The following is a 15,813-nucleotide window of genomic DNA, read 5'->3' on the forward strand; positions in this document are numbered from 1 at the left end:
CGCCCCTGGGCGGGGCTGCGCCCCCTGCGCCCCTGGGCGGGGCTGCGCCCCCTGCGCCCCTGGGCGGGGCTGCGCCCCCTGCGCCCCTGGGCGGGGCGGCACCTCTGCACCCCTGGGCGGGGCCAGGCCCCCGGCCCCCCAGGCCCCCGGCCCCCAGGCGGGGCTGCGCCCCGGCACCCCAGACGGGGCCTGCGGCCCCACCCCGCTTTCGTCTGCGGGGCGTCTGTGGCTGGTCGCGCAGTTCCCCGCGCCCCTGAGGGGCGGGGCCTGCGGCCCCAGCCCCCGAAAAGGGGCCGAGCCCGGGCGTGCGGCCTACGCTCGGGGCATGCCTCGCCGCCACCTCCGTATGACCGGCGCAGCCGACCCGCTGAGGGCCGCCCTGCGCGACCTCCGCACCACCCTCGACGTCCCCGAGCGCTTCCCCCCGGACGTCCTCGCCGAGGCGGACAGAGCCGCGGGCAACCCCCGGCTGCCCGCCCGCGACGCCACCGACCTCCCCTTCTTCACCATCGATCCACCCGCGTCCATGGACTTGGACCAGGCCATGCACCTGGCCAAACGCGGCAGCGGGTACCGCGTGCATTACGCCATCGCCGACGTCGCCGCCCACGTCGTCCCCGGCAGCCCCGTGGACACCGAGGCCCACCGCCGCGTGAACACCCTCTACTTCCCCGACGAGCGCATCCCGCTCCACCCGCCCGTACTCAGCGAAGACGCCGCCAGCCTGCTCCCGGGCCGCACCCGCCCCGCCGTCCTGTGGACCATCGACCTGGACGCCGACGGGGCCACCACCGCCACCCACGTCGAGCGCGCCCTCGTCCGCAGCCGCGCCAGGCTCGACTACGACGGGGCGCAGCGGCAGATCGACGCCGGTACCGCCGAGCCGCCCCTCGCCCTCCTCCAGGACATCGGGCGGCTGCGCGAACAGCAGGAGGTCGCGCGCGGGGGCATCTCCCTCAACGTTCCCGAGCAGGAGGTCGTCGAGCGCGACGGGCGGTACGGCCTGGAGTACCGCGCCCCCCTCCCCGCCGACGGCTGGAACGCCCAGATCTCCCTGCTCACCGGCATCGCCGCCGCCGACCTGATGCTGGCGTACGGCACCGGCGTCCTGCGCACCCTCCCCAGCGCCCCCGACGGCGCCGTCGCCCGGCTGCGCCTCTGCGCCCAGGCGCTGGGCATCGACTGGCCGCACCATGTCCCGTACGCCCAGGTCATCCGCTCCCTCGACCCGCGCGACCCGCGCCACGCCGCGTTCCTCCAGGAGTGCACGACGCTGCTGCGCGGCGCCGGGTACACCGTGTTCACCGGCGGAAACGTCCCGCACCCCGCGGTGCACGCCGCCGTCGCCGACGAGTACACCCACTGCACGGCCCCCCTGCGCCGCCTCGTCGACCGTTACGCCAGTGAGCTCTGCCTCGTGGCGGTCGCCACCGCCGACATCCCCGACTGGGTGCTCGCCGGGCTCGACGCCCTCCCCAAGGAGATGGCCGAGGGCACCCGCAGGGCCAACACGGTCGAGCGCGAGTGCGTCGACCTGGTGGAGGCGGCGCTCCTCAAGGACCGCGTCGGCGACGTCTTCGACGCGATGGTCGTCGACGTCAAGGACGACGAACCGGCCGTCGGCACCGTCCACTTGACCGACCCGGCCGTGGTGGCCCCCGTCAGGGGCACCACCCCCCTCCCCCTGGGCGAACGCCTCCGGGTCCGCCTCACCCAGGCCGACCCGGGCACGGCGAAAGTGGAGTTCGCCCCTGTCTGACGGCGTCGGCGGCAGGCCCGCCCTCCCGGCAGGTAGCATGGTCGGCACGGCAGACGAGCCGGGCGGACGGCCGCGTGGGGATCCTCGGATCCTCCCGAGGAACGTCCGGGCTCCACAGGGCAGGGTGGTGGGTAACGCCCACCCGGGGTAACCCGCGGGACAGTGCCACAGAGAACAGACCGCCCAGCGCTCAGGCGCTGGGTAAGGGTGAAACGGTGGTGTAAGAGACCACCAGCGCCTGGGGTGACTCAGGCGGCTAGGTAAACCCCACCCGGAGCAAGGTCAAGAGGGAGCACTCCGGTGCTCCTGCGCGGACGTTCGAGGGCTGCCCGCCCGAGTCCGCGGGTAGACCGCACGAGGCCGGTGGCAACACCGGTCCTAGATGGATGGCCGTCTCCCCGGCCGCCGCGAGGCGACCGGGCGACAGAACCCGGCGTACAGCCCGACTCGTCTGCCGTTTCACACTTCCCCCTCCCGCGCCGCGACCGGTGGCGGGAGTGGTGGCGATGGGGTGAGCTGGGAGGCGGGCCCGCCCCGTGACGGGCGAGCCCGGTCCCGTATCCCCGCACCCGCAGGAGCCCCCCCATGAGCGTCCCCGTCGGCCAGCTCAGCGACCCGACCGTCCGGGCCTTCGTCGCCGCGCTCAACGCGAACGACCGCGCCGCCTTCCAGGCCGCCCTCACCCCGGACGCCACCATGTCCGACGACGGGTCCGACCGGGACCTGGCCGAGTGGACCGAACGTGAGGTCTTCTCCTCGGGTGGGCACATGGACGTCGAGAAGGAAAGTGACGGCGGGCTCTCGCTGATCGCGAACTACCGCAACGACACCTGGGGCGAGATGCGCACCGCCTGGCGCTTCGACGTCCAGGACGGCAAGGTCAGCCGGTTCGAGACCGGGCAGGCGTAGCCCGGGGCCGCCGGGTCACTCGGGGATACGGGTGCCCGCGCCGCCCACCCGTACGCGCGCGTCGCCCGCCCGCAGTGTCACCGTCAGGACTCCGGGGCGGCCCATGTCCTCACCCTGGTGGAGCGTGAGGACCGACTCCTCGGGGACCAGGCCGAGTTCGCGTACGTACGCGCCGAAGGCCACCGCGGCCGCGCCCGTCGCCGGGTCCTCGACGACCCCGCCGATCGGGAACGGGTCGCGGACGTGGAAGACCGTGTCCGACGCGCGCCAGGCCAGCTGAACCGTCGTCAGGTCGAGTCGTCGCATGAGCATGGCGAGCCGGTCGAAGTCGTAGTCGAGGTCCGCCAGGCGCTCGCGGGTGGCGGCGCCCAGGACCAGGTGGCGGTTTCCCGCGTACGCGATGCGCGGCGGCAGGGCCGGGTCGAGGTCGGCGGCGGGCCAGTCGAGCGCGGCCAGGGCCTCGGCGAGGTCGTCGGGCGCGATGTCCTCGCTGTGCGGCTCGACGCTGGTGAGCGTGGCCCGCAGGGCGCCGCCGTCCTCGGTGACGGTCACCGGGACGGTGCCGACGGGGGTCGCGAAGACCAGGTCGCCCACGCCGATCCGCTCGCCGAGCGCCACGGCCGTCGCCACGGTCGCGTGACCGCAGAACGAGACCTCGGCCTTGGGGCTGAAGTACCGGATCGTGAACGCGCGCCCCTCCTCGCCGAGGCCCTCCGGGGGAGCGGTCAGGAACGCGGTCTCGCTGTACCCGAGCTCCGCGGCGATCGCGAGCATGGCGGCGTCGTCGAGCCCGGAGGCGTCCAGGACGACCCCGGCGGGGTTGCCGCCGGCGGGGTCGGAGGAGAAGGCCGTGTAACGCAGTACGTTGGTCATGTCGCGGTCAACTCCGGGTGGGGTGTGATCATTCCCGGGCGCGTTCGGGGCGGCCTGGGCCGCCGCTGGGCGGGGGCCGGAGCGGATTGCGCAGCCCGGCAGGACGGGGGAGGGCCGCGCGCCCACCCTCCCCCGAGCTCTTGAGGAGCAGGGGGACCCCAGCCCCTGGCGGCACGCATGCCCACAGCGACACGTGGCGGCACGCATGCCCACAGCGACACGTGGCGGCACGCATGCCCACAGCGACACGTGGCGGCACGCATGCCCACAGCGACAGGGGTAGCCCTCAGCCCCGCCCGATGTACGGCATCGTCGTCGCCATCACCGTCGCGAACTGCACGTTCGCCTCCAGAGGCAGTTCCGCCATGTGCAGCACCGTGCGGGCCACGTCCGCCGCGTCCATCACCGGCTCCACCGCCAGCTCCCCGTTGGCCTGCGGCACGCCCGTGCTCATCCGGGCCGTCATGTCCGTGGCCGCGTTGCCGATGTCGATCTGGCCCACGGCGATCCGGTACGGGCGGCCGTCCAGGGAGAGTGCCTTGGTCAGGCCGGTCATCGCGTGCTTGGTCGCCGTGTAGGCGACCGAGTGCGGCCGCGGCACGTGCGCCGAGATCGAGCCGTTGTTGATGATCCGGCCGCCCTGCGGGGCCTGCTCCTTCATCTGCCGGAACGCCGCCTGTGCGCACAGGAACGCCCCGTTGAGGTTGGTGTCGACGACATGGCGCCACGCCTCGTACGCCAGGTCCTCCACCGCGACCCCGCCCGGCCCGAACGTGCCCGCGTTGTTGAAGAGCAGGTCGAGCCGCCCGTACCGGTCCCGTACCGCCTCGAAGAGCGCCGCCACCTCGTCCGGCGACGTCACATCCGTACGGATGGGGAGGACCTCGGCTTCGGGGCCCGCCAGCGCGGCGCTCTCCGCCAGGGTTTCCGGCCGGCGGCCCGCCAGGGCCACCGACCAGCCCGCCGCGGCCAGGGTGAGCGCCACGGAGCGGCCGATGCCGGAACCGGCGCCGGTGACGACGGCGGTCTTGCGCGCTGCGGATGCGTTCATGGCCCGGAGCGTACGGGAGCCGCCCGCGCCCCGGCCGGAGCCGTCCGGGATGTGGCCCCGGCCCCGCCCCGGCCTCGACCCGGCCTCGACCCGGCCCCGGCCCCGCCCGGTCCCGGCCCCGCCCCGGCCCCGCCCCGCGCCCGGCCCGGCCCCGCCCCCGCCCCCGGCCCCGACCCGGTACCGAGCACCCCCGCCGGGCTGAGAGCATGGATGCTTGAAACTACAACGGTCGGTACGGCCGGAAGCGGGAGACACCATGGCGGAGACCAGCCGGACCGCACCGGCCCCGATACCGGCCGCGGCCCCCGCCGCCGCCCGCCGCGCCGGTCTGCTGGTCACGCTGGTCCTCGGCGGGCTCACCGCGCTCCCGCCGCTCTCCATGGACATGTACCTGCCCGCGCTGCCCGAGGTCACCGGCGCGCTCCACGCGCCCGCCGCCACCGTGCAGCTCACGCTCACCGCGTGCCTGGCGGGCATGGCGCTCGGCCAGCTGGTCGTCGGGCCGATGAGCGACAAGTGGGGTCGCCGCAGGCCGCTGCTGGTCGGCATGGTCGTGTACGTGATCGCCACCGCCGTCTGCGCCTTCGCGCCCGACGCCGGACTGCTCATCGCCTTCCGGCTGCTCCAGGGCCTGGCGGGCGCGGCGGGCATAGTGATCGCCCGGGCGGTGGTGCGCGATCTGTACGACGGCGTCGAGATGGCCCGGTTCTTCTCCACCCTGATGCTGATCTCCGGCGCCGCCCCCGTCGTGGCGCCGCTGATCGGCGGGCAGGTGCTGCGGCTGACCGACTGGCGCGGGGTGTTCGTGGTGCTCACCGCCGTCGGGCTGCTGCTCACCCTCTTCGTGTGGCGGTGCCTGGGCGAGACGCTGCCGCCCGAGCGACGGCACGAGGGCGGGGTCGGCGAGGCCCTGCGCACCATGGGCTCGCTGCTCAAGGACCGGGTCTTCACCGGGTACGTGCTGGCCGGCGGGCTCGCCTTCGCCGCGCTCTTCTCGTACATCTCGGCCTCCCCGTTCGTGATCCAGGAGATCTACGGGGCCTCGCCGCAGACCTTCTCGCTGCTGTTCGGGCTCAACTCGGTCGGCCTGGTCGCCGCCGGGCAGATCAACGGGAAGCTGCTGGTGGGCCGGGTCAGCCTCGACAAGGTGCTCGTCTGCGCCCTGTCCGTCGTCGTCCTGGCGGCGGCGGCGCTGCTCGTGATGGTGTCGGGGGTGTTCGGTGACCCCGGCCTCGCGCCGGTCGCGGCCGGGCTGTTCGTGCTGATGTCCGCGATGGGCATGGCCACGCCCAACACCACGGCCCAGGCCCTGATGCGCACCCCGCACGCGGCGGGCTCCGCGTCCGCGCTGCTCGGTACGTCGTCGTTCCTGATCGGGGCGGTGGCCTCTCCGCTGGTGGGGATGGCGGGGGAGGGGACGGCCGTTCCGATGGCGGTGGTGCAGCTGGTGTCGGGCGTCGCCGCGCTGCTGTGCTTCCTGGTGCTGTGCCGCCCCTGGCAGGGGCAGGAAGCCGGGGTCTGAGCCGCCCGGGGCGCGGCGCCGCCGCCCCGCGTCCCGCCCCTGGCAGGGGCAGGAAGCCGGGGTCTGAGCCGCCCGGGGCGCGGCGCCGCCGCCCCGCGTCCCGCCCGTAGAATCCCCAGGTGAACGAGAACGTCCCCGTCCCGCAGGCCCTGCGCTCCGCCCTCGCCGGGCTGCTCGACGGGCTGCCGCCGTCGCAGGCCGCGCAGGCCGTCGACCGGCTGATCGCCAACTACCGGGGAGACACCCAGACCCACGCCCCGGTGCTGCGCGACCGCTCCGACGTGGCCGCGTACGCCGCGTACCGGATGCCCGCGACCTTCGAGGCGGTACGGTCCGCCCTCGCCGCCCTCCAGGACGCCGTCCCGGACTGGACCCCGGCCACCCACACCGACATCGGCGGCGGCACCGGTGCGGCGAGCTGGGCGGTCGCGGAGGCGTGGAACACCGCGACCACGGTCCTGGACTGGGCCGAGCCCGCGCTCGCGCTCGGCCGTGAACTCGCCGACGCCTCCGGCATCGAGAGCCTCGGCGCGATCCGCTGGGAGCGGGCCAGGATCGGCTCGGCGCTGAGCCTCCCGGAGACCGACCTCGTCACCGTCTCGTACGTACTGAACGAGCTCACCGCCGACGACCGCCGGGCCCTGGTGGACGCCGCCGCCCGCGCCGCGACGGGCGCCGTGGTCATCGTCGAGCCGGGCACCCCGGACGGCTACGCCCGGATCATCGAGGCCCGGGACCGGCTGATCGGGGCCGGGTTCACCGTCGCCGCGCCCTGCCCGCACAGCGCCGCCTGCCCCATCGAGCCCGGCACGGACTGGTGCCACTTCTCCGCCCGGGTCAGCCGCTCCTCCCTGCACCGGCAGGTCAAGGGCGGTTCACTGGCGTACGAGGACGAGAAGTTCAGCTATGTCGCGGCGGTGCGGGGGGCGGCCGAGCCCGCCGTGAACCGGGTCGTCCGGCGGCCGCAGATCCGCAAGGGGCAGGTGCTGCTCGACCTGTGCACGGCGGAGGAGGCGCTGCGCCGCGAGACGGTGACCAAGCGCCACGGCGCGCTGTACCGCGAGGCCCGCGACGCGGAGTGGGGCGACACGTGGCCTCCGGCCGGGTAGGCAGTTTTTCGTCTGCGGGCCGGTGGGGGGCTGGTCGCGCAGTTCCCAGCGCCCCTTGTCGGGCCGGTGTTTGTCTGCGGGCTGTGCTGGGTTGCTCGCGCAGTTCCCCGCGCCCCTTGAGTGCCGCTGCGCGGCATCCTCGGGGCGCCCCGGAGGGGCGCATTCAGGGGCGCGGGGCTGTGACATTTGCGGCTCCGCCGCGTGGGCGCGCCCAGCCACCGGCGGCCCGCAGACGAACGACCCGCTAAGCGCGAAGCTCCTGCGTACAGCACTTCACGCTGCCGCCACCCTTGAGCAGCTCACCCAGATCCATCCCGATCGGCTCGAAGCCGCGTTCGCGCAACGACGAGAAGAGCCCCAACGCGCCCTGGGGCAGCAGCACATGATGCCCGTCGCTCACGGCGTTCAGCCCGAGCGCCGCCGCATCCGCCGTCGAGGCGATCACCGCGTCCGGGAAGAGCCGGGCGAGGACGGCCCGGCTGCCGGGCGAGAAGGCGCCCGGGTAGTACATGATCTCGTCGGCCGAGTCGTCCAGCACGCACAGGGCCGTGTCCAGGTGGTAGTAGCGCGGGTCGACGAGGTCGAGCCCGATCACCGGGCGGCCGAAGAACTCCTGGGCCTCGTCGTGTGAGAGCGGGCTGGACCGGAAGCCGCGCCCGGCCAGCAGATACGAGGCGGTGACGGCGAAGTCGCCCTCGCCCTCGTTGACGTGGGAAGGCTCGCGGATCTCGGTGAAGCCGTGGGCGCGGAACCAGTCCAGATGGGCCTCGGCCTCCGCCTCCCGTTCGGGGTGGGCGAAGCGGGCGCCGAGCACCCGGCCGTCGATCACGGTGGCCCCGTTGGCGGCGAAGACCATGTCGGGCAGGTCGGGGCGGGGTTCGAGCAGCTCGACGGTGTGGCCGAGCGCCCGGTAGCGGTCGCGCAGGTCCTCCCACTGGGCGAGGGCGAGCGGCAGGTCGACGGGCTTGGCGGGGTCCATCCAGGGGTTGATGGAGTACGTGACCTTGAAGTGTGCCGGTGGGCACATCAGATAGCGCCGGGGTCTGGCGACTCGGGGTGCACTGAGGTCACGGGTCTCACTGAGCAATGAGGGCTCCTCACGGACGACTTCGGCTGCACGCGCCGCATCTGCGGTAGTGGTCAGCCCATGGTGCGGCCTGCCCGCCGTTCCCGCAGTGATCCGTCCGGGTGTTTTTCGCCGCTTCACACGCTGTTGCCCCGCGCGCGCCCTTGACAGAGACGATACGTTTCGCCTCGGTGGCGCTAGGATCCCGTCATGGCGAACGCACCCGACTCCAGCCGCCGCAGCGAGCGCTCGCGGCGCGCGATCTACGACGCGGCCCTCTCCCTCGTCGGCGAGGCCGGGTACGCGAAGACGACGATCGAGGGCATCGCCGCCCGCGCCGGGGTCGGCAAGCAGACCATCTACCGCTGGTGGCCCTCGAAGGCGGCGGTCCTGCTCGAAGCGTTCGTCGACCTCAGCCGTGAGTCCGTCCGGGGCGAGGTGGCCCTGCCCGACACCGGCGACCTGGAGGCCGACCTCAAGCTGGTGCTGCGCGCCACCGTCGACGAGCTCAACGACACCGCGACCGACGCGCCGTACCGGGCGCTCGCGGCGGAGGGCGTCATGGACCCGGAGCTCGGCGCCGCGTTCGTGCAGAACCTCCTGGAGCCCCAGCTGCGGCTGTACGTGGACCGGCTGCGGTCCGCGCAGGACGCGGGCGAGGTACGGGCCGACGTCGACCCGCGCACCGCCCTGGAGCTGCTGGTCGGCCCGCTTTCGCACCGCTGGCTGCTGCGCACCCTGCCGCTCACCCACGCGTACGCGGACACCGTCGTCGAATACGCCCTGCGCGGACTCGCCCCCCGCTGAGGGCCCCGGGTTGGGGGGTACGGCCTCGCCGGGCGCAGGATGGTGGGAGCATGGGGGAAGGTTCTCGCGGGGCAACGGTGAGGTGAGGGGATAGATGGGCGCGGAGTACGGGCGTTCCGACAGTCCGCAGAGCAGGCTGTCCCGCTGGCTGCGCAGGCGCCCCAAGGACGCCCCCGGCGCCGACGCGGACCGCCTCGGCCTGCTGCTCGCCGCCGCCGCCGCGAAACTTCCGCTCGCCCCGGCCGCGTACCCCGCCGGCTACCGGTGCTCCTGTGACCGCGTGGGCTGTCCGACCCCGGCGCGCCATCCGGTCTCGTTCGCCTGGCAGACGCAGTCGACCACCGACCGCGCCCAGATCGAGCGGTGGGCGCTGGGCCAGCCCGAGGCGAACTTCATCACGGCGACGGGCATGGTCCACGACGTACTGGACGTGCCCCTCGAAGCGGGCCGCGAGGCCCTGGAGCGGCTGCTCGCCGAGGGCATCGACGTCGGCCCGGTGGCCGCGTCCGGCGGCGTCGGCGACCAGGCCCGGATGCTCTTCTTCACGGCGACGCGCGGCACGCCGGAGGACGAGGACGAGTGGTGGCCCTGCGAGCTGGACTGTCACCCCGAGACGATGGACGAGCACCCGGGCCTGCGCTGGCACTGCCGCGGCAGCTACGTCCTGGTCCCCCCGGCCCGCCTCCCCGGCGACCACGAAGTTTCCTGGGTACGAGGCCCGGAACACGACCTGCCGGACCCCCTGACACTCCTGGAAACCCTGACGGACGCCTGCGCGAGGTACGGAGTGGCGGACGCGCACGCTGTGGCCTGGCCACTGGGCCGGTAGCCCCCTGCGGGGGTGCGCTTTCGTCTGCGGGCCGTCTGTGGCTGGTCGCGCAGCTCCCCGCGCCCCTTGAATGCCGCTGCGCGGCATCCGCGGGGGCGCTTCCAGGGGCGCCGGGGAGCTGCGCGAGCAACCCCACACAGCCCGCAGACAAACACCGGCCCGATAAGGGGCGCGGGGCTGTGACATATGCGGCTCCGCCGCGCGGGCGCGACCAGCCACCCACCGGCCCGCAGACGAACGCGAAACCCTATTCGCCCTTGGCCGAGACCAGGCCCTGAAGCCGGTTGATCACGACCACGGGGCCCCGCCCCGCCGGGGGGACGAGCGCGGCGTCGTCAGAGACCCGCTCCTTCGTCACGGTCGACCGGGCCTCCCCCGTCATCAGCGCCCGAACATCCGCATTGATGTTCAACCGCACCCCCTTCGCCGCCGTCTGCCGCTCGAAGTGGCGCGTGGCGAAGAAGGCGAGCGCGCCGCCGTCCCGGGTGCGCAGGGCGAGCGGGGCGAAGTCGCCGCTGTCCAGCGGCTGGTCCACGTACTGCGTGGACATCCCCGGCAGGACCGCGTTCTTCTTGCGCTCGGCGCGCCACACGGTGGTGTGCGGGCCGGGCGCGAAGCCCTCGGGGCGGCCGGTGCGCAGATACGACACGTACTGCTCGCTCAGGTCCTTCGGCGCCACCGCGAGCCCGGTGCCGTCCGGCCGTACGGGCTCGGCCCAGCCGTCCTTGTCCGCCGCGAAGGCCGGGACGTCCTTGGGGGCCAGGACCGAGAGGTGGGCCACCTTCCAGACGTCGTCCACACCGTCGCGTACGAACACCAGCAGCCAGCGGGTGTCGTCCGGGCCCGTGTCCTTGTCGCGGTTGGAGTCGGTGTCCGCCACGAACCAGCGCGGCCAGCCCGCCTTCCTGGGTATCGCGAACTTCGCGTCCGTCAGCTCCAGCGGCACGTGCTGCGGGTTGCCGCCGGGGCTGGTGACGCGGCGGGCCTTGAGGCCCGCCTGGTTGACCGCACCGAGCGGACCGGTGACCCGGCCCGCGTCGAGGGCCGGGTCGAAGGCCTTGTCGGCCCTGTTGTACGCCTCCGTGAAGTCCCTGAGCGCCTGTGCGGCCTCAGCCCTGGTCGCCGACGGTACTACTTCCCGCTCGCCGTGCACCGTCACGCAGCCGCTCGCCGTCACCGTCAGTACGGTCACCGTCGCGAGCGCCGCCGTCAGCCGACTCACCCTGCTCATGGACTGCCTTCTGCCCCTCGTCCTGCTTGGCCGCCGCCGCGGGAGCGGCGCTCCCGGCGGACTTCGCGAACCCTACCGGGGCGAAGAACAGTGCGAGCGTGGGGATGAGGTACAGCGCCCACACCGTGACCTGGAGGACGGTCGGGTCGGGCTGGAAGTTGAGGACGCCCTTGAGGACCGTGCCGTACCAGCTGTCCGGCGGGATCGTGGAGCTGATGTCGAACGCCAGGTTCTTGATGCCGGGGATGAAGTCGGCCTCCTGGAGGTCGTGCACGCCGTACGCGAGCACGCCCGCCGCGACCACGACCAGCATCGCGCCGGTCCAGGTGAAGAACTTCGCCAGGTTGATCTTGAGCGCGCCCCGGTAGAACAGCCAGCCCAGGAACACCGCGGTGGCGAGCCCGAGGAGCGCGCCGATCAGCGGGTCGGTGTTGCCGTTCTCGGAGCCGGCCGCGTGCACGGACGTCCAGACGAACAGCGAGGTCTCCAGGCCCTCCCGGCCGACCGCCAGGAACGCGGTGGCGACCAGGGCGCCGGTGCCGAGCCGCAGCGCCGCGTCCAGCTTGCCCTGGAGTTCGGACTTCAGGAACCGCGCGGTGCGCCGCATCCAGAAGACCATCCAGGTCACCAGGCAGACGGCGACGACCGACAGCGAGCCGCCGAGCGCCTCCTGGGCCTTGAACGTCATCTCCTGCGAGCCGAACTCCAGGCCCGCGCCGAAGCCCAGCGCGACCAGGACGGCGACACCGACGCCGATCCAGATCGGCCGCAGCGCCTCGCGGTGACCTGTCTTGACCAGGTACGCGACGAGGATGCAGACGACCAGACTGGCTTCCAGACCCTCGCGCAGGCCGATCAGATAATTGCCGAACATTAGTTTCCCCTCAGCCCTCGGCCGATCAGCTGAACAGTGCCCGGCCCCACCAGTCATCCTTGTCGCGGATGCCCGGCGGGACGGCGAAAATCGCCGAACTCACGTGCTGGATGTACTCGTTGAGCGCGTCGTGGCCCGCGAGGCTGCGCTGCACCGGCAGGAAGCCCTTGCGGACGTCCCGCTGGTAGGCGAGGAAGAACAGGCCCGCGTCCAGGCGGCCGAGGCCGTCCGTGCCGTCAGTGAAGGAGTAGCCGCGGCGCAGGATCGTCGCCCCGCTGTTGGAGTCGGGGTGCGCCAGGCGCACATGCGCGTCCGGCTTCATCGCCTTCAGGAACGGCTCGTCGCGCTCCTTGGCCTTGCCGACCGGGGCGCCCTCGCCCTTGTCGCGGCCGAAGACGTCCTCCTGCTCCTGGAGACCGGTGCGGTCCCAGGCCTCGATGTGCATCCGGATGCGGCGGGCCACCAGATAGGAGCCGCCGGTCATCCAGGGCGAGCCGTCCTTCTCGCCGACCCAGACGTGCTTGTCCAGGGCGGTGGCGTCGGTGCCCGAGACGTTCCGGGTGCCGTCCTTGAAGCCCATCATGTTGCGCGGCGTCTGCGCGTCGGGCGTCGTGGACGACGTCTTGCCGAAGCCCAGCTGCGACCAGCGCACCGCGGCGCGGCCCATCGCGATACGGGCCAGGTTGCGGATCGCGTGCACCGCGACCTGCGGGTCGTCCGCGCACGCCTGGACGCACAGGTCGCCGTCGCTGCGCGCCGGGTCGAGGTTGTCGTGCGGGAACTTCTCGATGTCGACCAGTGCCTCCGGCCGCTTGCCCTCCAGGCCGAAGCGGCCCTTGGCGAAGAGCGAGGGGCCGAAGCCGATCGTCAGGGTCAGCCGGGACGGCTTGAGGCCGAGCGCCTCGCCGGTGTCGTCCGGCGGCGCCTCCGCGAGGCCGCCGTAGGCGCCCTCGCCGACCGTCTGGCCCGCAGTCATCCGCGCCGCGGCGGCCGTCCAGTCCTTGAGGAGCTTGACCAGCTCGGCCCGGTCCTTGGTGGTCACGTCGAACGCGGCGAAGTGCAGCCGGTCCTGGACCGCGGTGGCGATGCCGGCCTGGTGGGCGCCGTAGAACGGCACGGCCGCGCCGGTGTCGGCGGCGGGCACCGCGTCGCTGTCGTCGCCGCGCACCGCCGCGACGGCACCGCCGGCCGCGGCGGCGCCGAGCGCCAGACCCGCACCGCCCCAGCCGAGCAGGGAACGGCGGGACGGGGCAGCGGACGTGGTGCCCCCCGCGGCGTCGGTGGTGGTGCCGGCGCCGGCGTCGGTCGTGTCGCTCATGGCGGATCCCCTCCTGTTCTGTCTGCGTGCGGAGTTACTTGGCGACGGCGGCGGCGAGCTTGGAGAGCGGCTCGCTGAGCGCGTTCACGCCGTCGGACAGCTGCTTGCGGTCGCTCCCGCCGACCTTGTCGTACGAGGTGAACTCGTACGAGCTCTTGTCGGCGCGGTACTTGTCGAGCTGGGCCCCGATCGCCGCGAACTGCTTGTCGAGCTCGGCGGTCAGCGCCGGGTCGTTCTTCGAGGCGACCGGCTTGAGCAGCTCGTACGCCTTCTGGGCGCCCTCGACGTTGCCCTTGAAGTCGACCAGGTCGGTGTGGCTGTAGCGCTCTTCCTCGCCGGTGACCTTGCCGGTGGCGACCTCGTCCAGGAGCTCCTTGGCGCCGTTGGCCATGGAGGTCGGGGTGATCTCGGCGGTGCCGACGCGCTTCTGCCAGTCCGCGATGTCCTTGGAGAGCTGGACGCCCAGCTTCTTCTCCTCGTCACCGATCCTGCCGTCGGCCCACAGCGCCTTCTCCAGGCGGTGCCAGCCGGTCCACGTCTGGCCCTTCTCCAGGCCGTCCTCGCGCACGTCCGTCTTCGGGTCGATGTCGCCGAAGGACTCCGCGACCGGCTCGGTGCGCTCCCAGCCGATGCGCGAGGGCGCGTACGCCTTCTTGGCGCCGTCGACGTCACCGGCCGCGATGGCGTCGGTGAAGGTCTTCAGCTTCGGCAGGGTGTCGTCGGCCTGCTGCTGCACGTAGGTGCGGTAGGCGGCGACGGCCGCGTCCAGCTTCGGGTCGCGCTTGGGGGTCTGGCCGCCGCCGGTGACGGTGACCTTCTGGCGGATGCCGTTGCCCTTCATACCGGGCTTGCAGGCGATCTCGTACGAGCCGGCCTTCACTTCGGCGGTGAGGTTCTGCTTGAGGCCCGGGCCGATGTTCTCGCGCTCGGCGACGATCCGGTCGTCCGGGAAGAGCAGATAGACCTCGGTGACCTTGGAGCCCTTGTTCTCGATGGCGAACTGCACATGGCCGGCCGCGAACTCCGTCTTCGACAGCTTGCAGGCGTCGTCGGAGGCGGTGACCTGGATGGCGCCGTCGGCGCTCTTGGAGTCGCTCTTCGAGGAGCAGCCCGTGACGGCGGCCAGAGCCGCCACGGCCGTGGCGGCGGTGACTACGGAGAGACGGACGGCTCGCATGCGGGCTCCACTGGTTTCGGTCAGGGGGTGAGGCGGACCTAACTTAACCGAGGCTTACCTGACCGATACCCATCGGGTCAGTGATTCAGCTCTCACCGCATCCGCGTCGGCGGCCGTCGATAACAGGCCAATCACAGGAAAGTCATGGCGGGGTCAAGGAATGGTCAGGCGGCGCTGCGTAGACCATGATCCATCGGTTTCACCCCGGGCTCACACGCTCGCGCCTGGCTGATTTCTTGCGCCCCCGCACGCTTCTTTGCGCCCCTGTGACTCCATAAGGGCTCCCGTTTGGGCAGCACCAGCGGAACCCCGGTCTCCGGGGGCGCGATGTGCGGCCCTGTGTCCGTCGCGGGTGTTGTTGAATGCCGGGGTGACGGAAAACGGCGTACCCGGCGTACTCATCGACGTACTCAGGGTCTTCTGCGGCCCCGACGGCCGCCACGGCAACGCCCTCGGCGTGGTGCGCGAGGGCTCCGCGCTGCCCGACGAGGCGGCCCGGCAGGCGCTGGCCAAGGAGCTCGGCTTCAGCGAGACGGTGTTCGTGGACGACCCCGAGCGGGGCGCCGTCGACATCTACACGCCCGGCCTGCGGCTCCCCTTCGCGGGTCATCCGCTGGTCGGGACGGCGTGGCTGCTCGACATCGACGTGCTGGAACTGGCCGTGGGGGAGGTCTTCGCGCGCCAGGACGGCGAGTTCACCTGGATCACCGCCCGCCCGGAGTGGGCCCCGCCGCGCACCCTGCGGCAGTACGCCTCGGCCGCCGAGGTGGACGCCCTGGACGTGCCCGAGCCGGGGGAGTGGGTGTACGCCTGGGGCTGGCAGGACGAGGCCGCCGGGCGCGTCCGGGCGCGGGCGTTCCCCGGCCGGGGCGACGGCATCGACGAGGACGAGGCGACGGGCGCGGCTGCCCTCCTGCTCACGGCCGGTCTGGGCCGGGCCCTGAACATCACCCAGGGCCAAGGCTCACAGCTGCTGACGGCCCCCGGCCCGGACGGCACGATAGAACTGGGCGGCAGGGTCAGCTTGGAGCGCACACTGACGCGCTGAGGGCCCCGAGGGGGCCCGAAGGGCCTCTGAGGGGCGCGGGGCTGTGGCATGTGCTGCTCCGCCGCGTGGGCGTGACCAGCCCCCGCCGGCCCGCAGGCGGGCACCGGGCCCGAAGGGGGCGCGGGGCTGTGGCATGTGCGGCTCGGCCGCGTGGGCGTGACCAGCCCCCGCCGGCCCGCAGGCGGGCACCGGGCCCGAAGGGGGCGCGGGGCTGTGGCATGTGCGGCTCCGCCGCGTGGG

Annotated in this window: 14 protein-coding genes and 1 other RNA gene; 8 read left to right on the top strand and 7 right to left on the bottom strand. The window is 73.2% G+C overall.

Features of this window, described 5'->3' with window-relative positions; translation table 11 throughout:
- Window positions 1-325: 325 nt before the first annotated feature.
- The 3 genes from ACFWA7_RS10060 (at window position 326) to ACFWA7_RS10070 (ending at window position 2,668) form a co-directional block, all read left to right on the top strand.
- Complete coding sequence (locus ACFWA7_RS10060; protein ID WP_385822122.1) at window positions 326-1,759, top strand: RNB domain-containing ribonuclease; 1,434 nt, start codon at window positions 326-328, stop codon at window positions 1,757-1,759.
- 54 nt (window positions 1,760-1,813) lie between these two features.
- An RNA gene (gene rnpB / locus ACFWA7_RS10065) (RNase P RNA component class A) lies at window positions 1,814-2,213 on the top strand.
- A gap of 131 nt (window positions 2,214-2,344) precedes the next feature.
- Window positions 2,345-2,668, top strand: coding sequence for a nuclear transport factor 2 family protein (locus tag ACFWA7_RS10070; protein ID WP_385822125.1), 324 nt, complete (start codon window positions 2,345-2,347; stop codon window positions 2,666-2,668).
- Between the two features lie 15 nt (window positions 2,669-2,683).
- Here the strand turns inward: ACFWA7_RS10070 and ACFWA7_RS10075 are convergent, their stop codons facing one another.
- The gene (locus ACFWA7_RS10075) at window positions 2,684-3,541 is read right to left on the bottom strand and encodes a PhzF family phenazine biosynthesis protein (RefSeq protein ID WP_385822129.1); all 858 of its coding nucleotides are present in this window, start codon (window positions 3,539-3,541) and stop codon (window positions 2,684-2,686) included.
- Between the two features lie 286 nt (window positions 3,542-3,827).
- Complete coding sequence (locus ACFWA7_RS10080) at window positions 3,828-4,592, bottom strand: SDR family oxidoreductase (protein WP_385537246.1); 765 nt, start codon at window positions 4,590-4,592, stop codon at window positions 3,828-3,830.
- A gap of 256 nt (window positions 4,593-4,848) precedes the next feature.
- Between ACFWA7_RS10080 and ACFWA7_RS10085 the strand changes: the two genes are divergently transcribed.
- Together ACFWA7_RS10085 and ACFWA7_RS10090 are read left to right on the top strand one after the other, a co-directional pair.
- Complete coding sequence (locus ACFWA7_RS10085) at window positions 4,849-6,114, top strand: multidrug effflux MFS transporter (RefSeq protein WP_385822132.1); 1,266 nt, start codon at window positions 4,849-4,851, stop codon at window positions 6,112-6,114.
- Between the two features lie 119 nt (window positions 6,115-6,233).
- Complete coding sequence (locus tag ACFWA7_RS10090; RefSeq protein WP_385822135.1) at window positions 6,234-7,223, top strand: small ribosomal subunit Rsm22 family protein; 990 nt, start codon at window positions 6,234-6,236, stop codon at window positions 7,221-7,223.
- A 244-nt stretch (window positions 7,224-7,467) separates the two neighbouring features.
- Here ACFWA7_RS10090 and ddaH read toward each other — a convergent pair whose 3' ends face one another.
- Window positions 7,468-8,310 carry a dimethylargininase gene (ddaH, locus tag ACFWA7_RS10095; protein ID WP_385822138.1) on the bottom strand — a complete coding sequence of 281 codons (843 nt, stop codon included), beginning with the start codon at window positions 8,308-8,310 and terminating at the stop codon, window positions 7,468-7,470.
- A 189-nt stretch (window positions 8,311-8,499) separates the two neighbouring features.
- Here ddaH and ACFWA7_RS10100 point away from each other — a divergent pair, with 189 nt between their 5' ends.
- Complete coding sequence (locus ACFWA7_RS10100; protein ID WP_385537233.1) at window positions 8,500-9,096, top strand: TetR/AcrR family transcriptional regulator; 597 nt, start codon at window positions 8,500-8,502, stop codon at window positions 9,094-9,096.
- 94 nt (window positions 9,097-9,190) lie between these two features.
- Window positions 9,191-9,925: a bifunctional DNA primase/polymerase gene (locus tag ACFWA7_RS10105; protein ID WP_385537230.1), complete on the top strand. Its 735-nt coding sequence runs from the start codon at window positions 9,191-9,193 to the stop codon at window positions 9,923-9,925.
- A gap of 247 nt (window positions 9,926-10,172) precedes the next feature.
- Here ACFWA7_RS10105 and ACFWA7_RS10110 read toward each other — a convergent pair whose 3' ends face one another.
- Genes ACFWA7_RS10110 through efeO form a run of 4 tightly spaced genes read right to left on the bottom strand, consistent with a single transcriptional unit; the run spans window position 10,173 to window position 14,525 of the window.
- Entirely contained in the window at window positions 10,173-11,147 is a 975-nt protein-coding gene (locus tag ACFWA7_RS10110; protein WP_385537323.1) for a hypothetical protein, read from the bottom strand.
- Window positions 11,035-12,030 (bottom strand): iron uptake transporter permease EfeU, encoded by a 996-nt coding sequence (efeU, locus tag ACFWA7_RS10115; protein ID WP_385822140.1) that lies wholly within the window; start codon window positions 12,028-12,030, stop codon window positions 11,035-11,037. The genes ACFWA7_RS10110 and efeU overlap by 113 nt, the downstream gene beginning before the upstream one ends.
- A 25-nt stretch (window positions 12,031-12,055) precedes the next feature.
- Window positions 12,056-13,348, bottom strand: coding sequence for an iron uptake transporter deferrochelatase/peroxidase subunit (gene efeB, locus ACFWA7_RS10120; protein WP_385822143.1), 1,293 nt, complete (start codon window positions 13,346-13,348; stop codon window positions 12,056-12,058).
- Between the two features lie 34 nt (window positions 13,349-13,382).
- On the bottom strand, window positions 13,383-14,525 hold the full coding sequence (efeO, locus tag ACFWA7_RS10125; protein WP_385537224.1) for an iron uptake system protein EfeO: 1,143 nt from the start codon (window positions 14,523-14,525) through the stop codon (window positions 13,383-13,385).
- A 370-nt stretch (window positions 14,526-14,895) separates the two neighbouring features.
- Here efeO and ACFWA7_RS10130 point away from each other — a divergent pair, with 370 nt between their 5' ends.
- Complete coding sequence (locus ACFWA7_RS10130; protein WP_385822145.1) at window positions 14,896-15,573, top strand: PhzF family phenazine biosynthesis protein; 678 nt, start codon at window positions 14,896-14,898, stop codon at window positions 15,571-15,573.
- The last annotated feature ends 240 nt before the right edge of the window (window positions 15,574-15,813 follow it).

The organism is Streptomyces sp. NPDC059994, from assembly GCF_042737755.1.
GTDB lineage: Bacteria > Actinomycetota > Actinomycetes > Streptomycetales > Streptomycetaceae > Streptomyces.